At 69.2% G+C, this 15,983-nt stretch carries 14 protein-coding genes; 12 read left to right on the forward strand and 2 right to left on the reverse strand.

The window, feature by feature from the left end:
* Positions 1–3 precede the first annotated feature (3 nt).
* The 5 genes from ACWEV3_RS20370 (at position 4) to ACWEV3_RS20390 (ending at position 3,824) form a co-directional block, all read left to right on the forward strand.
* Entirely contained in the window at positions 4–630 is a 627-nt protein-coding gene (locus tag ACWEV3_RS20370) for a glutathione S-transferase family protein (protein ID WP_452615393.1), read from the forward strand.
* A complete protein-coding gene (locus ACWEV3_RS20375; protein ID WP_452615394.1) occupies positions 627–1,991 on the forward strand; it encodes a nucleobase:cation symporter-2 family protein in 1,365 nt (454 codons plus the stop codon). The genes ACWEV3_RS20370 and ACWEV3_RS20375 overlap by 4 nt, the downstream gene beginning before the upstream one ends.
* Before the next feature lie 153 nt (positions 1,992–2,144).
* Positions 2,145–2,321 (forward strand): hypothetical protein, encoded by a 177-nt coding sequence (locus ACWEV3_RS20380; protein ID WP_452615395.1) that lies wholly within the window; start codon positions 2,145–2,147, stop codon positions 2,319–2,321.
* Positions 2,318–3,175 (forward strand): SDR family NAD(P)-dependent oxidoreductase, encoded by an 858-nt coding sequence (locus tag ACWEV3_RS20385; protein WP_452615396.1) that lies wholly within the window; start codon positions 2,318–2,320, stop codon positions 3,173–3,175. The genes ACWEV3_RS20380 and ACWEV3_RS20385 overlap by 4 nt, the downstream gene beginning before the upstream one ends.
* 124 nt (positions 3,176–3,299) lie before the next feature.
* Positions 3,300–3,824, forward strand: a complete 525-nt coding sequence (locus ACWEV3_RS20390; protein ID WP_452615397.1) for a nuclear transport factor 2 family protein — start codon at positions 3,300–3,302, stop codon at positions 3,822–3,824.
* A gap of 87 nt (positions 3,825–3,911) precedes the next feature.
* Here the strand turns inward: ACWEV3_RS20390 and ACWEV3_RS20395 are convergent, their stop codons facing one another.
* Together ACWEV3_RS20395 and ACWEV3_RS20400 are read right to left on the reverse strand one after the other, a co-directional pair.
* Positions 3,912–4,424: a hypothetical protein gene (locus tag ACWEV3_RS20395; RefSeq protein WP_452615398.1), complete on the reverse strand. Its 513-nt coding sequence runs from the start codon at positions 4,422–4,424 to the stop codon at positions 3,912–3,914.
* A 380-nt stretch (positions 4,425–4,804) separates the two neighbouring features.
* Complete coding sequence (locus ACWEV3_RS20400) at positions 4,805–6,091, reverse strand: cation:proton antiporter domain-containing protein (RefSeq protein WP_452615399.1); 1,287 nt, start codon at positions 6,089–6,091, stop codon at positions 4,805–4,807.
* 768 nt (positions 6,092–6,859) lie between these two features.
* Between ACWEV3_RS20400 and ACWEV3_RS20405 the strand changes: the two genes are divergently transcribed.
* The 7 genes from ACWEV3_RS20405 to ACWEV3_RS20435 all read left to right on the forward strand — a co-directional run bounded on the left by ACWEV3_RS20405 (position 6,860) and on the right by ACWEV3_RS20435 (position 15,961).
* Complete coding sequence (locus ACWEV3_RS20405) at positions 6,860–7,468, forward strand: helix-turn-helix domain-containing protein (RefSeq protein WP_452615400.1); 609 nt, start codon at positions 6,860–6,862, stop codon at positions 7,466–7,468.
* A gap of 403 nt (positions 7,469–7,871) precedes the next feature.
* A complete protein-coding gene (locus tag ACWEV3_RS20410; RefSeq protein ID WP_452615401.1) occupies positions 7,872–9,017 on the forward strand; it encodes a sulfotransferase family protein in 1,146 nt (381 codons plus the stop codon).
* Positions 9,018–9,035: 18 nt separating this feature from the next.
* Positions 9,036–10,265 (forward strand): ABC transporter substrate-binding protein, encoded by a 1,230-nt coding sequence (locus ACWEV3_RS20415; RefSeq protein WP_452615402.1) that lies wholly within the window; start codon positions 9,036–9,038, stop codon positions 10,263–10,265.
* 8 nt (positions 10,266–10,273) lie between these two features.
* A complete protein-coding gene (locus ACWEV3_RS20420) occupies positions 10,274–11,947 on the forward strand; it encodes a thiamine pyrophosphate-dependent enzyme (RefSeq protein ID WP_452615403.1) in 1,674 nt (557 codons plus the stop codon).
* A 9-nt stretch (positions 11,948–11,956) separates the two neighbouring features.
* Positions 11,957–13,327, forward strand: coding sequence for a pyridoxal-phosphate dependent enzyme (locus tag ACWEV3_RS20425; RefSeq protein ID WP_452615404.1), 1,371 nt, complete (start codon positions 11,957–11,959; stop codon positions 13,325–13,327).
* A gap of 17 nt (positions 13,328–13,344) precedes the next feature.
* Positions 13,345–14,508, forward strand: coding sequence for a Glu/Leu/Phe/Val dehydrogenase dimerization domain-containing protein (locus ACWEV3_RS20430; protein ID WP_452615405.1), 1,164 nt, complete (start codon positions 13,345–13,347; stop codon positions 14,506–14,508).
* Positions 14,509–14,536: 28 nt separating this feature from the next.
* Positions 14,537–15,961, forward strand: a complete 1,425-nt coding sequence (locus tag ACWEV3_RS20435) for a class-II fumarase/aspartase family protein (protein WP_452615406.1) — start codon at positions 14,537–14,539, stop codon at positions 15,959–15,961.
* Positions 15,962–15,983: the final 22 nt, after the last annotated feature.

Raw genomic sequence — 15,983 nt, forward strand, 5'->3', positions numbered from 1 at the left:
GCCATGATCGTCCTCTACGACGACGAGACGTCCGCGGAGTGCTACCAGGTCCGCGCATTGCTGGGCGTCCTCGGGTTGGAATTCCGGTCGGTGGCCTTGGAGGAGTACGAGTTCGCCCCGGACGATCGCCGGCCGGCTCTGGTGCTCGTCGACGAACAGGTGGACCCCGCGGCGGTGGCGCATCATGCCGAGTCGGCCGTGCTGTACCTGGCGCGGGTCTACGACAGCGATGGCGCGCTCGTGCGCGGTGAGGACCCTGCTGGTCACGCAGCGGTGCTGGACTGGCTGGCGTTCGGCCGTGCTCTGGCCGCGTCCGCGGGCGCGGCGCGGAGGCACGAAGCCTTCGGCGAGCCGACGGACCTTCCGCAGGTTCAGGCAGAGGCGCATCGGCTGCTGCGCGTGTTGGACCGCCACCTGTGGTTCGTGGAACGGCAGGGCGAAGACTTCCTGGTGGGCGCGTTCTCGCTCGGCGACATCGCTTGTTTCGGAGATGTCGCGCTCTGCGAGGAAGGCGGCATATCCCGCCAGGACTATCCCGCCGTGCGGCGCTGGTGCGATCGGGTCCAGCGGGTACCGGGACTGCCCTTGATGCCCGGGATCTTCCGCGTCGCCGCGGGACATCCGTCATGAGCGGCGACGCGCGGCCTCGCCGCCACCCCGTGGACGAGGTGCCGTCGGTGGCGAAACTGGCCATCTTCGGGTTCCAGCACGTGCTGGCGTTCTTCGCCGGTGGGGCGATCGTCATCCCGACCCTGCTGGCGTCGTCCCTGGGCCTCGACGGCGGTCAGCTCGTGCACCTCATCAACGCGTGCCTGCTGACCTGCGGTATCGCCTCCATCATCCAGTCGGTCGGGTTCTGGAAGGTGGGCGTGCGGCTCCCGTTGCTCCAGGGGGTGTCGGCGGTGGCGGTGGCGCCGATGGTCGCCATCGGGCTGGGTGCCGGCGGTGGCGCGGAGGGGCTGCGGATGGTCTACGGCGCCGTGATCGTGGCCGGGCTGATCACCTTCGTGATCGCACCGGTCTTCGGGCGCATGATGCCGTACTTCCCGCCGGTCGTGACGGGGTCGGTCATCGCCATCATCGGGTTGAGCCTGCTGTCGGTCGCGGCGACGAGCGCGGCCGGAGGTGAAGGTGCCGCGTTCCATCCCGGCAGCGGCCGGAACATGGCCTATGCCCTCGGCACGTTCGCCGTCATCGTGCTGGTGCACAAGGTGTCGCGGGGTTTCCTGTCCACAGTGGGCGTTCTGCTCGGGCTGGTGCTCGGCACGTTCGCGGCCTGGGCGCTGGGAGACACCGACTTCGACGACGTGGGACATGCCTCCTGGATGGGGTTGTCGACCCCGTTCCAGTTCGGCATCCCGATGGTCTCGGTGGGCGGGGTCGTCTCGATGATGGTGGTCATGATGATCACGGCGATCGAGACCACCGGCGCCGTGACCGGGGTGTCGGAGATCGTCGACAGGCGGGTGCGGGGCGACGACATCACCCGCGCGATGCGGGCGGACGGGCTCTCGGGGGTGATCGGCGGGACCCTGAACTCGTTCCCGTACACCTGCTTCAGCGAGAACGTGGGCCTGGTGCGGCTCACCGGGGTGAAGAGCCGGTGGGTGATCAGCGCGGCCGGGCTTTTCATGATCGCGCTCGGTTCGGTGCCGAAGTTCGCGGCCGTCATCACGGCGATCCCCGCACCCGTGCTCGGCGGCGCTTCCCTGGCCATGTTCGCCATGGTCGCCGTGGTGGGGCTCCAGATCCTGTCGCAGGTCGACCTCCGCGATCAGCGAAACTCCGTGATCGTCGCGGCCAGCATCGGGATGGCCATGTACGTCACGATGGTGCCCGAGGTGAAGAACGCCGTCCCGGATTGGGCGCAGATCTTCGGCGGCAGCGGGACCACGCTGGGCGCCATCACGGCGATCGTCCTGAACCTGGTCTTCCACCACTTCGGCAGACGGCGCAAGGCCGCGGACGACGAGGCGTCCAGTGCCGCGTGATGGCCTACGAATGCCGCCGCGACGGGGTACGGCGTGCCCGGCGGGATCCGCTACCGGGGCTTGACTTGCCGACCTCCTCCGATACGCTCAAGCAAGCGTTTGGTTTTTTCGCCGTCGCAGTCGACTCGTGCGTCAGGGACCGGGAGCGGGTACATGGCCGATGAACGAACGTCCGGGCGGGCGATGCCGAGCGGTCTTCGCTCGGCGTTGATCACCGGGGTCAGGCGCCGCAAGCCGATGTCTTCGGCAGAAGCGATTCCCCGCTCGGATGTCGACGATCTCGCGGTCGTCTCGTGCGGTGGGCCACTCGGCATGGCGGGCGAGCTGTGAGCGGCGGCCGGGTCGCGGTGGTCACCGGCGCGAGCCGGGGCGCGGGCAAGGGAATCGCGCTCGCGCTCGGCCGCACCGGCGCCACGGTCTACGTCACCGGCCGGACTCGGCGGGAGGGCGAGGCGTCGCTTCCGGGCACGGTCTTCGCCACCGCCGAGGAGATCGACCGCAGGGGCGGCACCGGAGTTCCCGTCGTCTGCGATCACCGCGATGACGCCCAGGTCGCGGCGCTGTTCGAGCGGGTGCGCGCCGACCACGGCCGGCTGGACATCCTGGTGAACAACGCGTTCATCGTGCCGGACGAGCTCGCGACCAAGGGGCCGTTCTGGTCCAAGCCGCTGGCGTTGCAGGAGATGTTCGAGGTCGGGCTGCGTTCCAGTTACGTGTCCAGCTACTACGGTGCGCCGCTGCTCGTCGCCACTGGTGGTGGCCTGCTGGTCAACACCTCGTCCTTCGGCGCCACCTGCTACATGCACGGGCCCGCCTACGGTGCGGTGAAGTCAGGCGTGGACAAGATGGCGCACGACATGGCGGTGGACCTCAAGCCGTTCGACGTGGCGGCCGTGTCGATCTGGATGGGACTGCTGCGCACCGAGCGGACCGAGGCGGTGTTGAACTCGGATCCCGGGCGCTACGGCGAGCTGACCGCGATGGCCGAGTCGCCGGAGTTCACCGGGCGGGTCATCGCCGCGCTCGCCGAGCACCCCGATCGGATGCGGTGGACCGGGCGGGTGCTGGTCGGCGCCGAGATCGGCGAGGAACTGGGAGTGGTCGACGTCGACGGCACCTCCCCGGCGTCGCACCGGGAGTTCCTCGGTTCCCCGGTCGAGTTCAGCGACTCCGTTGTGGATTGAGGGCAGCGCGATCGGCGTTCGTCGCCTGATGGATCCGGGGCTCGGTCAGGACCCCCGCTGTTGACATGCTGAACCGCCGAACGCGGGATGGCCGTTGACGAGTCCGGCGGACGAGGAGGCAGAAGTGTTCGATGACGGCGACGTGGATGTGCGCGATCTCGCTCGCAGGGTCGCGCGCCTGGAGGCGATTCAGGAGATCGAACGCCTGAAGTACCGGTACTGGCGAGCATGCGACAGCAAGGATCCCGATGCCTTCCGGGAGTGCTTCGTGCGCGAGGGTGCCGACATCGACTACGGCCCCGGCCTCGGCGGCTTCGACGATCGCGAGAAGCTCGTCGAGCTGTACAGCGGGCTGGCCTTGCGCCGCGACGGCGACCGCTGGCTCTACAACGACATCCACCACGGGATGCACCCGGACATCGAACTGATCGACGCGAACACCGCGGTCGGCAGCTGGACCTTCTGGTTCATGAGGGTCAACCTCGCCGACGGTGTCGTCGAGCAGGCGTCGTTGGAATATCGCGACCGATACCTGGTCGAAGACGGGAAGTGGAAGATCCAGAGTTCGCACGTCACGCCTTTGACGGGGGTGAACTTCCCGATCCCGGAAGGGGCGAACGTCGCTCCAGGGCCCGCGGTGCCGGAATGATGCGGCCGGGCGGAACGCGCGCCCGCAGAGGCTGTCCCTGAGCGACCCCCAGCGTGAGTTGTCGGTTGCCGAGCCGGCTGATCGACGTCACCGCGAGGGGGCCGCCTGGGCGCGCCACTGGGCCATCTGGAAGTAGCGGGTCTCCTGGAAGTACTGCTTCGAGGGCTTGCGGCAGACGAGGACGATGAACGTGATGGTGCCGGTCAGAGCCAGTGCGCGGACGAGCCAGCCCAAGACGACCATCCCCAGGGGAAGTCCGAGATCCCACGGCATTCCGAGTGCCATGTACGCGACGGGTGCCAGGAGGCTGCCCAACAGTTCGAAGCACAGCCAGACCGCAGCGAGCACGATGAGTGTCACCCGGGCCCAGTTCCGGCCCGCCCGCAACTGGAATCCGAATGCGATCCACAGCGCGACCAGAACAGCGTACATGACTGCGGTGTAGATCCAGTCCGTGTCCTGGGCTGGTACCGGTTCTACGCCGTACTGCTCCAAGGCGGCGTTGAGACCCGCGGTGACCACATCGTTCGTCAGGCGGACGAAGACGGTGTCCAGCGCGCTGACCAGCAGCGGTACGACCATCGCGATCCAGAACGCCATCTCGATCGTTCGCGGCCGACGCGGCTCGGTCAATTCTTGCGCGGGCACCGGTGGAGCCGCGAACGGATTCCCGTGCGGCGCGTGCGGGAAGCCGGTCTGCGGTTGCGGCGACTGCCCGCCCTGGCCGGATGGCTCTGGCTCGGGAGGCCCGTCCTGGGGCTGTCCGCCTTGCCCTTGAATAGGTGGCAACGTCACGAATGAACAGTAAGAACGTCGCAGGACCCCGCCTACAGAATTCCGGCAATCGTTACAGAACCGCCGAATTCGATCGTATCCGCCGTCACCGTGCGGTCCTGCGACGACTGATCCGTCGACGGGGGAGTGCATTCGGGCAATGTGAGGGCTGTGTGGGCAGGGCGCCCGGTGACCGCTGGCGAAGGTCACGCCCTCGGGGCGGTGTGCACGGGCGTGAACGTCTCGGTCTGCTGCGGTGTCAGCCGCAGGAGGGTGAGGAATGGGGCCGTCATCGCGGTTGTGCTCAGCGCCATGAGCGTCATGAGGGTGAACAGGGGGCCGTCGATGATGTGCAGTTGGCGGCCGATGTCCAGGATGACGAGTTCGGTGAGACCTCGGGTGTTCATCAGCACACCGAGGCCCGCGCTGTCGCGCCAACTCATGCCGGTCAGCCGGGCGGGGACCACGGCGCCGACCAGCTTTCCGGCGCAGGCGGTGGCGAAGATGAGCAGGGCGTCGGCCGGGCCGGTGGCGCCGAGCGCCGTGATGTCCACCGACAGTCCGGTGACGATGAAGAAGATCGGCAGCAGCAGGGTGCTGGTGTTCCGGGCCGGGACCTCCACCGAGCGGCGCAGCAGGTCGGCCGGGGTTCGCGGCATGACGAGGCCGAACACGAACGCGCCGAAGATCGCGTGGACGCCGAGCAGCGACGTCGTGTAGCTGCAGAGCAGCACGCCCGCGCTGACGATGATGAACAGCGGCAGCGACGACGTTCCCCCGGCCGCGCGGCGCACGAGTGCCGCGAGCATCGGCCGGAGGATGAAAACGCAGGCCAGCACGAAGAGGGCCGTGCCGGCGAGCGCGACGACCAGCGAGCCGGGGCCCGACGACTGGACGATGATCACCACCACGGCCAGCAGGGACCAGGCGAGCACGTCGGCGGCCGCGGCGCAGGCCAGCGCCAGCGTGCCCAGGGGGCTGGTGTGCATGGCCTTGTCGGACAGGAGCCTTGCCAGCACGGGCAACGCCGTGACGGCCAGCGCCGTTCCCATGTAGAGCAGGAAGGCCGTCCGGTCGACCGGTTGTCCGTCCACATCGGAATGCGCTGGGTACAGCAGCAGTGCCGCGCCGATGCCCAGCCCGAACGGGACCAGCATCGAGGAGATCGAGGTGAACGCGATCGTGCGCGCTCGGCGGCGCAGGACGCCGAGGTCGAGCTCCCAGCCGGTGACGAACATGAACAGCATCAGGCCGATCTGGGAGATGGCGTGCAGGTACGGGCGGATGTCCGGGGGGAACAGCACTTCGACCGGATTTCCGGGCAGCATTCCCAGAACGCTGGGGCCGAGCGCGATCCCGGCGAGGATCTCGCCGACGACCGGCGGCTGGCCGAGCTTCGTCACGAGCGTGATGACGATGATGCCGGTCAGCAGGACCAGGGAGATGGTGGCGAGCAGGGCGGTTTCCGGTGGAACTGCTGAAGGCGTGGTCATGAGGTCCTTCCGGGAGGCGGGAGTCCCGGCGGCACCGGGCTCGGCGCGACCGGGAAAGCCGGCGTGGCGCATGAGCGATCAGGCGCGCGGGAGGGGGGAACCTCGTGTCTGAACGCAGACCCGTACTCGTGAATCTAGCAGTCCGGTTTGCGGAACCGGCCTATGGGGTGAATCACGACAATCGAGGTAACGATTTCACTTGGTCTCGCCGACGAAGCCTTTCAGGTCCGCTGTGGATTAATTGTGAAATGTGGCAACCATGATTCGCCGTGGCGCGCGGATGCTTTTTGTGTTATGCACTTAGGCTTTTCGGGTGGTATTCGTCGATCTGCGATCGCCGCGCGAAGAAGACGGCCGGGCGGTCTCCGCAGAATGGGTGGCCGGCCACTGCGGCATGTCGCCACGCCCTCTGGTCGTCAGGCCGCCGAGCCGATCAGTGGTGTCGTCACCAGCGGAGATCCAATCCTCAGGTATCGACCCCCGGTCGGGCGCGGGGTGCGGGGAGTCGCGCCATTCGCCACTCGATAGCGTTCGGAGTGCGAGTGCGCCGGCCGTGGCGGAGGGTGGGCGAAGGAAACGGTTGCTCTGATCGGGGCATTGTTGCGGATGTCCGCAATGTGGAACGGTTCTTGCCGGTTTGCGAGTGTGCTGCGACTGGGGAGAAGGGAACCTGTGCTGCTCGAACAGGGAAATTCTTCGAGAGCCGCTGCTGCGGTCAGGAAAATCGCATTATGGGGTATGGACGAATTGTCCAGAGCGGGTCTCCGGATGGCCATTGACGGGGAACCTGATCTGAACGTGGTCGGCCACCTGGCCGCGCCGGAGAAATCGCTGTGGCGCCTCGACCAGCGCCTGAAGCCCGACGTCGTGGTAGCCGAAGTCGCGGATCCGGTGCTCGACCTGGCGGCGGTCAGCTCGGCCTGCGGTAGGTCGGTCTCGGTGGTCGCGCTGGTCGACGGGTGGTCCGCCGACGACGTGCTGGCGGCGCTGCGCCGCGGCATCCGCGGTCTGGCGGTCAGGGCGGACGGACTGCCGATGCTCGTCCAGACCGTCCGCGTCGTGGCCGGAGGGCGGTCCTTCTGCACCCCGTCTGCGATCGAGTGCGTGGCGACCGAGCTGGTGCGCAAGGTCCCGGTCGTCGACCCCGATGCGGCGGCGAAGCTCACCGGACTGACTCGCAGGGAGCGGGAAGTGCTCGGACTGCTGGCGCGGGGCAAGACGCCGTCGGCGATCGCCGTGCTGTTGTCGATCAGCGACTCCACGGTGAAGTCGCACGTCTCCCGGCTGTTGGACAAACTGGGTCTGGACGATCGCGCCCAGGCCGTCATCCTCGCCATGCGGGCGGGATTGATCACGGAAGATCCGGACCTGGCCTGATTCCCCGGCGGGGCGGCTGCACGACGACGCCGAGGCGTCCCGGATCGGGCGGCACCGGCCACTGTGGACCTCGTAGTCGATCGGCCTGGGGTTGCTCACCTTCGTCGCGCCCGTGTTCCTGGAGCGCTGGCGCGATTTCCGCGAACCGCCTCCCGGGAATCTTTCGCGTCCTGTGGAAGTTCCCGCGGCGAGTGCCGGGATAGGCATCTCAACGATGCGCTAGACGGCCTCAACCCCGGTTGAGTTCTCCCCGGACATTTCAACCGGGGTTGAAGCGAATACGTCCGTGAGCCGATGACTTCGCCGGTCTCGAGATCTATGTTTGTTCCACGGGGAATCAAGTTTTCGTGTCGGCGCATCCGCCAGTATCTCGGTCTCGGTGATGAGGAAGGATCGATGACAGGTGCCCGGATCAGCTCAGGACGTCACGTTCGACCCGCCCGCGCTCGTCGACGACGCACTCCGCGCCACCGGCGGTGATCCCGGGGAACTCGCGCACGACCCCGAGGCGCTGACCGAGCTGTGCCGCGCGGTCGAGGCGGAAGCGCAGCTGACGCCGCGCGGCCGGGTCCGGGCAAGGGGCTCGCTGGTCAAGGCGCTCGTCGAGCAGGTGCACGTCCGGCGGCGGATCACCGAGCGGCCCGAGATCGATGCGATCGAGTTCCAGCCGGTCGTCATCACCGGGCTTCTGCGCACCGGTACGACCTTCCTGCAGAACCTGCTGGCGCACCATCCGGATCTGCGTTCTCCGGCGCTGTGGGAACTGATGGCTCCCGGTCGCGTGAACCCCCGTTCGGAACTCGTCGCGGAATGCCGCTCCTACATCGACGAGTACTACCGGCTGGCCCCCAGGTTCAGATCCATCCATCCGCTCGACGCGACGATGCCGGAGGAGTGCCATCGGCTGACCGCCAACACCTTCCGCGACTCCATCTTCGCCCTGCGGTACCACGTTCCGAGCTATGCGGAGTGGCTCAGCCGCCAGTCCATGGTGGACTCCTACGATTTCCACCGCACCCAGCTGAAGTGCGTGCTCGCCCGCGACTCCGGCGATCCCGTGGTGCTGAAGAGCCCGACGCACCTGTGGCACCTCGACGACCTCGCCGAGGTGTACCCGCACGCCAAGCTCATCCGCATGCATCGCTCGCCGGCCGTGGCGGTGGCCAGTGTGTGCAGCCTGACCTCCGTCGTTCGCGGCGCGAGTTCGGACGCGGTCGACGACCACGAGATCGGCCGGTACTGGCTGCGACGCGTGTCCACGGCGCTGGACGGGATGCGCAGCGGGCAGGCGCCGTTCGCGACGCCGCCGCTGGACCTCCGGTACGACGACCTCGTCGCGGACCCGATCGGCGTGGTGGCACAGGTCTGCGACTACGTCGGTGTCCCGCTCACCGCCGAGGCGGAGCAGCGCATCACCTCGTACCTCGGTGCCGGATCCGGCGGCGGAGGGCACCACTACGAACCGGAGCAGTTCGGCCTCGACGAAAAGGCCCTCGACGACCGGTTTTCCGGCTACAGCAACGAGTTCGGCCTCCCGAGTGACAAGTGAAGGACGAGAGGACCTGACATGGCACGGCCAGACCAGACCCACGAGCAGCGGGCGCGCGAGAACGTCCGCGCGGTGAACGAACTCGCCGGTGAGAACCCGATCCGCATCGGGCTGATCACCCCGCTCAACGAGCCGGGGGACCCGACGGCCGGTGAACTCGTCGTGCGCGGCGCCTGCCTCGGCGCCGAGTACGTCCGGGAGCAGGGCGGCGCGCGCGACGGCAGGCAGATCGAACTCGTCCTCTACGACGACCAGGCCACCGCGCGCGAAGAGGGCATGTACCGGTCGGCGGCGGGGCAGATGGCCAAGCTCGCGCTGGTCGACGATGTGATCGCGGCGATGGGGCAGTGGCATCTGCGCACCACCCCGTGGGTGGTCGACGTGGCCACCCGCTACGACGTGCCGATCTTCGTGGAGAACGGTTTCAGCGCGATCACCGCGCAGAAACGCCGCAACGTGTTCCGCTCGTACTTCAGCATCGCCGACCGGGTTCCGGTCATGCTGGACTTCGCCGCCGCGCAGGGCATGCGGCGGATCGGCATGGTTTGCGCGGACACCGCCTTCGGCCGCCAGACCGGGGACGAGCTGGAGCAGTACGGCACGAGCCGGCACGGCATGGAGTTCCTGCGCTTCGACTTCCCGCAGGACGACACCACCGACCTGACCGAGGAGCTGCGCAAGATCCGCGAGTTCGGTCCGGACCTGTTCATCAACGGCGGTGTGATCCGGACGAACTACCTGATCATCAACCAGGCGGCCGAGCTGGGCATCCTGCCCTCGACCCCGATGATGGTGCCCTTCGGATATCCGTTGCGCTCCGCGGACTTCTGGCGCCTGTCCGGTCCGGCGGGGCTCGGCGCGATGTGGCCCGCGATGCGCTACCGCCCGTCGTGGGAGGGCATGACCGACATCGGCCGGTGGTTCATCGACCGCTACGCCGAGCGCTACGGCGACTTCCCGCCGGACACGGCGCTGACGCACTTCACCGATGTCACGATCGTCGCCGCCGCGAGCAGGGCGGCGCGCTCGGACAGCCGGGAGGACGTGCTGGACGCGCTGGAGGCGATGGAGTTCGACACCTGGCGCGGCCCGATCCGGTTCGAACGCGGCCCCGCGCACTGGCACCACGCGGCGCCCGAACTCGTGCTGCTGCAGTACCAGAAGTTCGAGCAGAGCTTCGACGACAGCGCGATCATCCATCCGCGGCCCAGCGCGACCGCCGAGTACTTCCCGCCGCCCGCGTCGTGACGCTGCCGATGGCAACGACCGGAACCGGTGCCGCGCCGCCGCAGCGGGCCGCCGACACGTTGGTGGCGAGCCTGCTCGGGCACGACGTCGACCGGGTGTTCTGCGTGGCGGGGGAGAGTTACCTGCCCGTGCTCGACGCGCTGCACGACGTCAGCGGGATCGACGTGGTGACGTGCCGGCACGAGGGTTCGGCGGGCTTCGCCGCGCTGGCGGACGCGAAGCTGACCGGGCGGGCGGGAGTCTGCCTGGTCAGCCGAGGCCCCGGTGCGACGAACGCGGCGATCGCGGTGCATGCGGCGGCAGAGGACGCGACCCCGCTGGTCGTGTTGGTGGGCGGCGTGCCTACGCACAGCATCGATCGCGAGGCGTTCCAGCACATCGACTGCGGGCGGCACTTCGGCGAGGTCGCCAAGGGGGTGTGGACGCTGCACGATCCGCGCGCGATCGGCGAGTTCATGCGGCGTGCGTTCCGCATCGCCGAGTCCGGCACGCCCGGGCCGGTGGTGCTCACCCTGCCGGAGAACCTGCTCGACGAACCCGACGCCGCGGGCGTCCCGGCCCAGCGGACGCCCCTGGCGCGGACCGAACTGGCGAGCGCGGACCTCGCGGAGGTCAGGCGTCTGCTGGGGCAGGCGGAGCGGCCGGTGTTGCTGGCCGGGTCCATGGTGGACACCCCGGTGGGCAGGCGGCTGCTGCGCGAGGTGGCCGAGCGCCACAACCTCCCGGTGATCGCCAGCAACAAGAACCAGCACCTGCTCGACAACCGGCACCCGTGCTATGCGGGGCACCTGCACAACGCCACGCAGCCGAGCCAGTTGGCCGAGTTCGCGACGGCGGATCTGCTGCTCGCGGTGGGAACCCGGCTCGATCATGCGACGACCAGGGGAAAGCGGTTCCCCCGGGCCCCGGAACCCGGCCAGCCATTGGTGCACGTCTATCCGGACGCTGCGCGCATCGGGCGCTACGTCGACACCTCCGTGGGTGTCGCGGCGGACCCCGTCGGTTTCCTCGCCCAACTGGGAACGGGGCCGAGCAGCGACCCGTCGGGCCGCCGATCCGAGTGGATCTCGGCGCTGCACCGGATCGAGGCGGACAAAGCGGTGTGGGAGCCGGTCGAGGCGGCAGACGGTGTGGTCTTCGGCGAAGTGGTGGCGGCGCTCGACGAACTCACCGGCGGCGTGGTGACGGTGGTGGTCGACTCGGGCACGTTCACCAGCTGGACCTACCGCTACCTCCGGTTCGCGGAAGGCGGACGCTTGCTGGGGATCAGCTCCAGCGCGATGGGCTTCTCCGTCGGCGCGGGCGTCAGCGCCGCGCTGCGATCCGGCGGTGCGCCCACGGTCGCGGTGGTTGGTGACGGCGGTTTCCTGATGAACGGCGGGGAACTGGCCACCGCCTGCGATCTCGGTGCGCCGGTCGTCTTCGTGGTGTCCAACAACAACAGCTACGGAACGATTCGCCTGCACCAGGAGAAGGACTACCCGGGCCGGACGGTCGCCACCGACCTGGCCAACCCGGACTTCGCCCGGATGGCCGAGTCGTTCGGCGCGCTGGGCCTGACCGCGGTCACCCCGGCCCAGGTGCGGCCCTGCCTGCGCAAGGCGCTCGACCACCACGGCCCGGCGGTCGTGGAGATCAGGACGAGCCTCCACCACATCACGCCGTACCGAACGCTGTCCTAGGGAGACGTGGTGCAGTTTCACGAGTCGGTCGTCGATCTGATCGGCGACACCCCGCTGGTGCGCCTCACGAAGGTCACCGGCAGCGCGGGGCCGATGGTCCTGGCCAAGCTGGAGCAGTTCAACCCGGGCGGTTCGGCGAAGGACCGCATCGCGCTGTCGATGGTGACCGGGGCCGAGCGCTCCGGGCTGCTGGCGCCCGGTGGCACCCTCGTGGAGCCGACGTCGGGCAACACCGGTGTCGGACTGGCCTTGGTGGCGCAGCAACGCGGTTACCGCTGCGTGTTCACCTGCCCGGACAAGGTGTCGCCCGACAAGATCGCGGTGCTGCGGGCCTACGGCGCCGAGGTGGTCGTCTGCCCGGCGGCGGCACCCGTGGATCACCCCGACTTCTACCGGAACGTCGCGATCCGGCTGGCGGCGGAGATCCCCGGCGCCTGCCGGCTCGACCAGTACGACAACGAGAACAACCCCGCCGCGCACTACCTGGCGACGGGGCCCGAGATCTGGTCGCAGACCGATCACCGCGTTACGCACTTCGTGGCGGGAGTCGGGACGGGCGGCACGATTTCGGGAACCGGGCGCTACCTCAAGGAGGTGTCCGGCGGTCGCGTCCGGGTCGTGGGCGCGGACCCGGAAGGTTCGGTCTACTCCGGTGGGCAGGCCCGCCCCTACTACGTCGAGGGAGTGGGCCAGCCGAGCCTGCCCGGCTCCTACGACCCCGGGGTCCCCGACGAGATCGTCATGGTCTCCGACCGCGAGTCGGTCGAGTTGACCCGCCGGCTGGCCCGGGAAGAGGGGATCCTGACCGGTGGTTCCGGCGGGATGGCCGTCGCGGCGGCGCTGCGAATCGCGGAGACGGCGGAGCCCGACGCGGTGATCGTGGTGCTCATCCCGGATTCGGGTCGCGGATACCTGTCCAAGATGTTCAGCGACGACTGGCTCGCCCGGTTCGGCTTCGAGTCCTCGGTGGAGCCCGGACCGAAGGTGTGCGACGTGTCGCTGCCCGACGGGATCACCTTCCTGCCACCGGACGAGACCGTTTCCGGCGCGCTGAAGATCATGCGGGAGCGGGGACTGGGCCACCTGCCGGTGAGCGCGGCGCCGCCGCCCGTGCGGCTGCCCGAGATCAAGGGATTCGTGACCGAGGCGGAGCTGGTGAGGCGCGCCGCGTCCGGAGAACTGCGGTTCACCGACGCCGTCGCCGAGCACGCCCGCGTCGAGCTTCCGACCGTCGGCTGGTGGCAGCCGGTCGCGGAGGTCGCGGACGCGGTGGCCGGGGCAGGTGCGGCACTCGTGCTCCGGGACGGCCTGCCGGCGGCCGTCATCACCCCGCGCGACATCGCCGGAGCACTGGAATCCCACGTCGATGGCGACCAATGAGATCGGAGTGGCCGGAGATGAGTCATGTGATCGAGTTCCAGGACCCGGTGCGCGGAGTGCCCGGATTCCTCGTCTACGACGGGACGGAACAACCCCTCGCGGCCGGCGGGTGCCGGGTGCAGCCGGGGGTGGACGCCGACCAGCTCCGGACGCTGGCCGGCCGGATGACGCTCAAGCAGCGCGTGCTCGGCATCAACGTCGCGGGCGCCAAGTGCGGGCTCGACCTCGACCCCGCTTCGGAGCACAAGGCCGAGGTCCTGTCCCGGTTCTTCGCCTTCCTGGGCGAAGAGCTGCGCTCGCGCTACAGCATGGGCGCGGACATGGGAACCGGGTGGCAGGAGCTGAACCGCCACGCCGCAGGGATCGGCCTGCCGTCGATCAAGTACGCGATCCGGAACGCGCAGCTGCTGTCCGATGAGGATTTCCACGCGCGGATGGCCGTGCTGGAAACCCGGGTCGGCTCGTTCTCGGTGGCCGAACGCCGCGCGGGGCACGCGCTCGGGCACGCGGCCATCGGCGCGGCGCACACCATCGGCGTGGGCGAACCGATCCGGGTTGCGATGCAGGGCTTCGGGAACCTCGGCCGCGCCGCGGCCTGCGCGTGGTTCGAGGAGGGCGTGCGGCTGGTCGCCGCCGGTGACGAGCACGGCACCATCACCTCGGCCGGTGGTCTCGACATCGCCGCGATGGTCGACCATCCACTGCGGACTCCGGTGCCGGACATGGGGGTCGGCGGACAGCGGGTTCCGCGCGGCGAGCTCTTCAAGGTCCCGGCCGACGTGCTGGTGCTCGCGGGTGGCGCGGACGCGCTCAGCGTCGACCAGGCGGCGGCCGTGCAGGTCGGTGCCGTGGTGGTCGGCGCCAACTGCGGGCTCAGCGAGCAGGCCGAGGCGGCGCTCAACGACCGGGGTGTCGTGACGATTCCCGACTTCGTCGGCGGAATCGGTGGGTCGGCGTCGATGGAGGCGCTGTTCGGGCCCCGACGACCTCCCACGCCCGAGCAGGTCCTGGGCAATCTCGCGTGCCTGATGCGCGACCTGGTCGACGACATCACCGACGAGGCCGGGCGGACGGGTGCGAGCCCCCGCCAAGCGGCGCTGCGCCGTGCGGCCGAGAGCGTCGTGGCCGCCGATTCCACGCCGTACGGGAGCTGCCCCTACCTGACGGCAACGAGTTCCTGAACCGCTCCGACGACAGAGGAGGCGCACGATGCAGGACGATGGGCAGCACGCGGTGGAGGACTGCCGGCACGAACGCGGGCACATCACCGACTCGCGGTTCTACGGAAACCGCTATGCGACCGACGACAGCCGCCGCATCTTCTGCGACACCTGCCGGAAGCAGCGCTGGCTGGACATCGAGGCAGCGCTGGCGCTGGCCCAGGCCGACCTCGGCGTGATTCCGCAGGACATCGCCGACCAGATCGCCCGGTCGGCGCGGGTCGGAGTGGTGGACCTGGACCGAGTGCGGGAGGAGACCTTGCGGGCCGGGCATTCGCTGGTCGGGCTGCTTCGCGTTTTCGAAGCGGCGTGCGGAGATCCGGCCGGGCAGTTCATCCACTACGGCGCCACCACGCAGGACATCCAGGACACCGGCCAGTCGCTGGAGGCGCGGGACGTCCTGGACGTGCTGCTGCCGCTCCTGGACGAGATCACCGCCTGCCTGATCGACGTCGCCGAGCAGCACTCCCGGACCGTCGCGCTCGGCCGCACGCATGCCCAGCCCGCGCTCCCGATGGCCTTCGGCCTGAAGGCCGCGAGCTGGATCGACGAACTGCTGCGCCACCGCGACCGCGTCGAGCAGATGCGCGAGCGGGTGCTGGTGGCGCAGTTGTTCGGCGGGGCGGGAACGATGGCGAGCTTCGACGGCCGGGGGCGGGAAACCCTCCGGCGCTTCGCCGAGCGCCTCGGGCTGTCGGTTCCGGCGATCGGCTGGCACGTGGCGCGCGACCGGGTCGTCGAGTTCGTCAGCGGGCTGGCGATGATCACCGGCACGCTGGCTCGCATCGCCGACGAGATCCGCACCCTGTCGCGGCCGGAGTTCGGCGAGGTCGAGGAGGCGTGGATCGCGGGCAAGGTCGGCAGCAGCACCATGCCGCACAAGCGGAATCCCGAACGCTGCGAGCAGGTCGTGGTGATGGCCCGGCTCGCCGCCGCGCAGGCCGGGCTCGCGCTGACCGGGATGGTCGGCGACCACGAGCGCGACGCCAGATCGCTGCGGCTGGAGTGGGCGTGCGTTCCGGACGTCTCGCACTACGCCTTGGCGGCGGCCGAGATCCTCCGCGAGATCGTCGGCGGGCTCATCGTGCACTCCGACCGGCTCGCCGCGAACGTCGAGACCGTCAACGGCCAGGTGATGTCGGAACGTCTGATGTTCGCCCTGGGCGAGCACATCGGCAAGCAGGACGCGCACGAGTTCGTCTACGAGCTGACCCAGCGCGCTCGCGACCTGGGAGTCCCCGTCCGCAAGCTCGCAGCCGACGATGCCGCGATCACCGAGCGGTTCAGCGCGCACGAGCAGGACCGGATCTTCGAGGCCACCCACTACCTCGGCGAGTCGCCCGAATTGACGTCGCAGATGGTCGCCGAGGCCCGCAAGCGGCTCGGCACCGACAGCGCTCGGCAGAACTTCTGAAGCGGTGGAAGGGGATACCCGG

The organism is Saccharopolyspora sp. NPDC003752, assembly GCF_053605825.1.

Coding starts and splice junctions, on each gene's coding strand:
- ACWEV3_RS20405 (WP_452615400.1), top strand. CDS start 6,860: ATGGCCATTGACGGGGAACCTGATCTGAACGTGGTCGGCCACCTGGCC.
- ACWEV3_RS20430 (WP_452615405.1), top strand. CDS start 13,345: ATGAGTCATGTGATCGAGTTCCAGGACCCGGTGCGCGGAGTGCCCGGA.
- ACWEV3_RS20375 (WP_452615394.1), top strand. CDS start 627: ATGAGCGGCGACGCGCGGCCTCGCCGCCACCCCGTGGACGAGGTGCCG.
- ACWEV3_RS20370 (WP_452615393.1), top strand. CDS start 4: ATGATCGTCCTCTACGACGACGAGACGTCCGCGGAGTGCTACCAGGTC.
- ACWEV3_RS20395 (WP_452615398.1), bottom strand. CDS start 4,424: ATGGCGTTCTGGATCGCGATGGTCGTACCGCTGCTGGTCAGCGCGCTG.
- ACWEV3_RS20420 (WP_452615403.1), top strand. CDS start 10,274: ATGGCAACGACCGGAACCGGTGCCGCGCCGCCGCAGCGGGCCGCCGAC.
- ACWEV3_RS20400 (WP_452615399.1), bottom strand. CDS start 6,091: ATGACCACGCCTTCAGCAGTTCCACCGGAAACCGCCCTGCTCGCCACC.
- ACWEV3_RS20435 (WP_452615406.1), top strand. CDS start 14,537: ATGCAGGACGATGGGCAGCACGCGGTGGAGGACTGCCGGCACGAACGC.
- ACWEV3_RS20380 (WP_452615395.1), top strand. CDS start 2,145: ATGGCCGATGAACGAACGTCCGGGCGGGCGATGCCGAGCGGTCTTCGC.
- ACWEV3_RS20415 (WP_452615402.1), top strand. CDS start 9,036: ATGGCACGGCCAGACCAGACCCACGAGCAGCGGGCGCGCGAGAACGTC.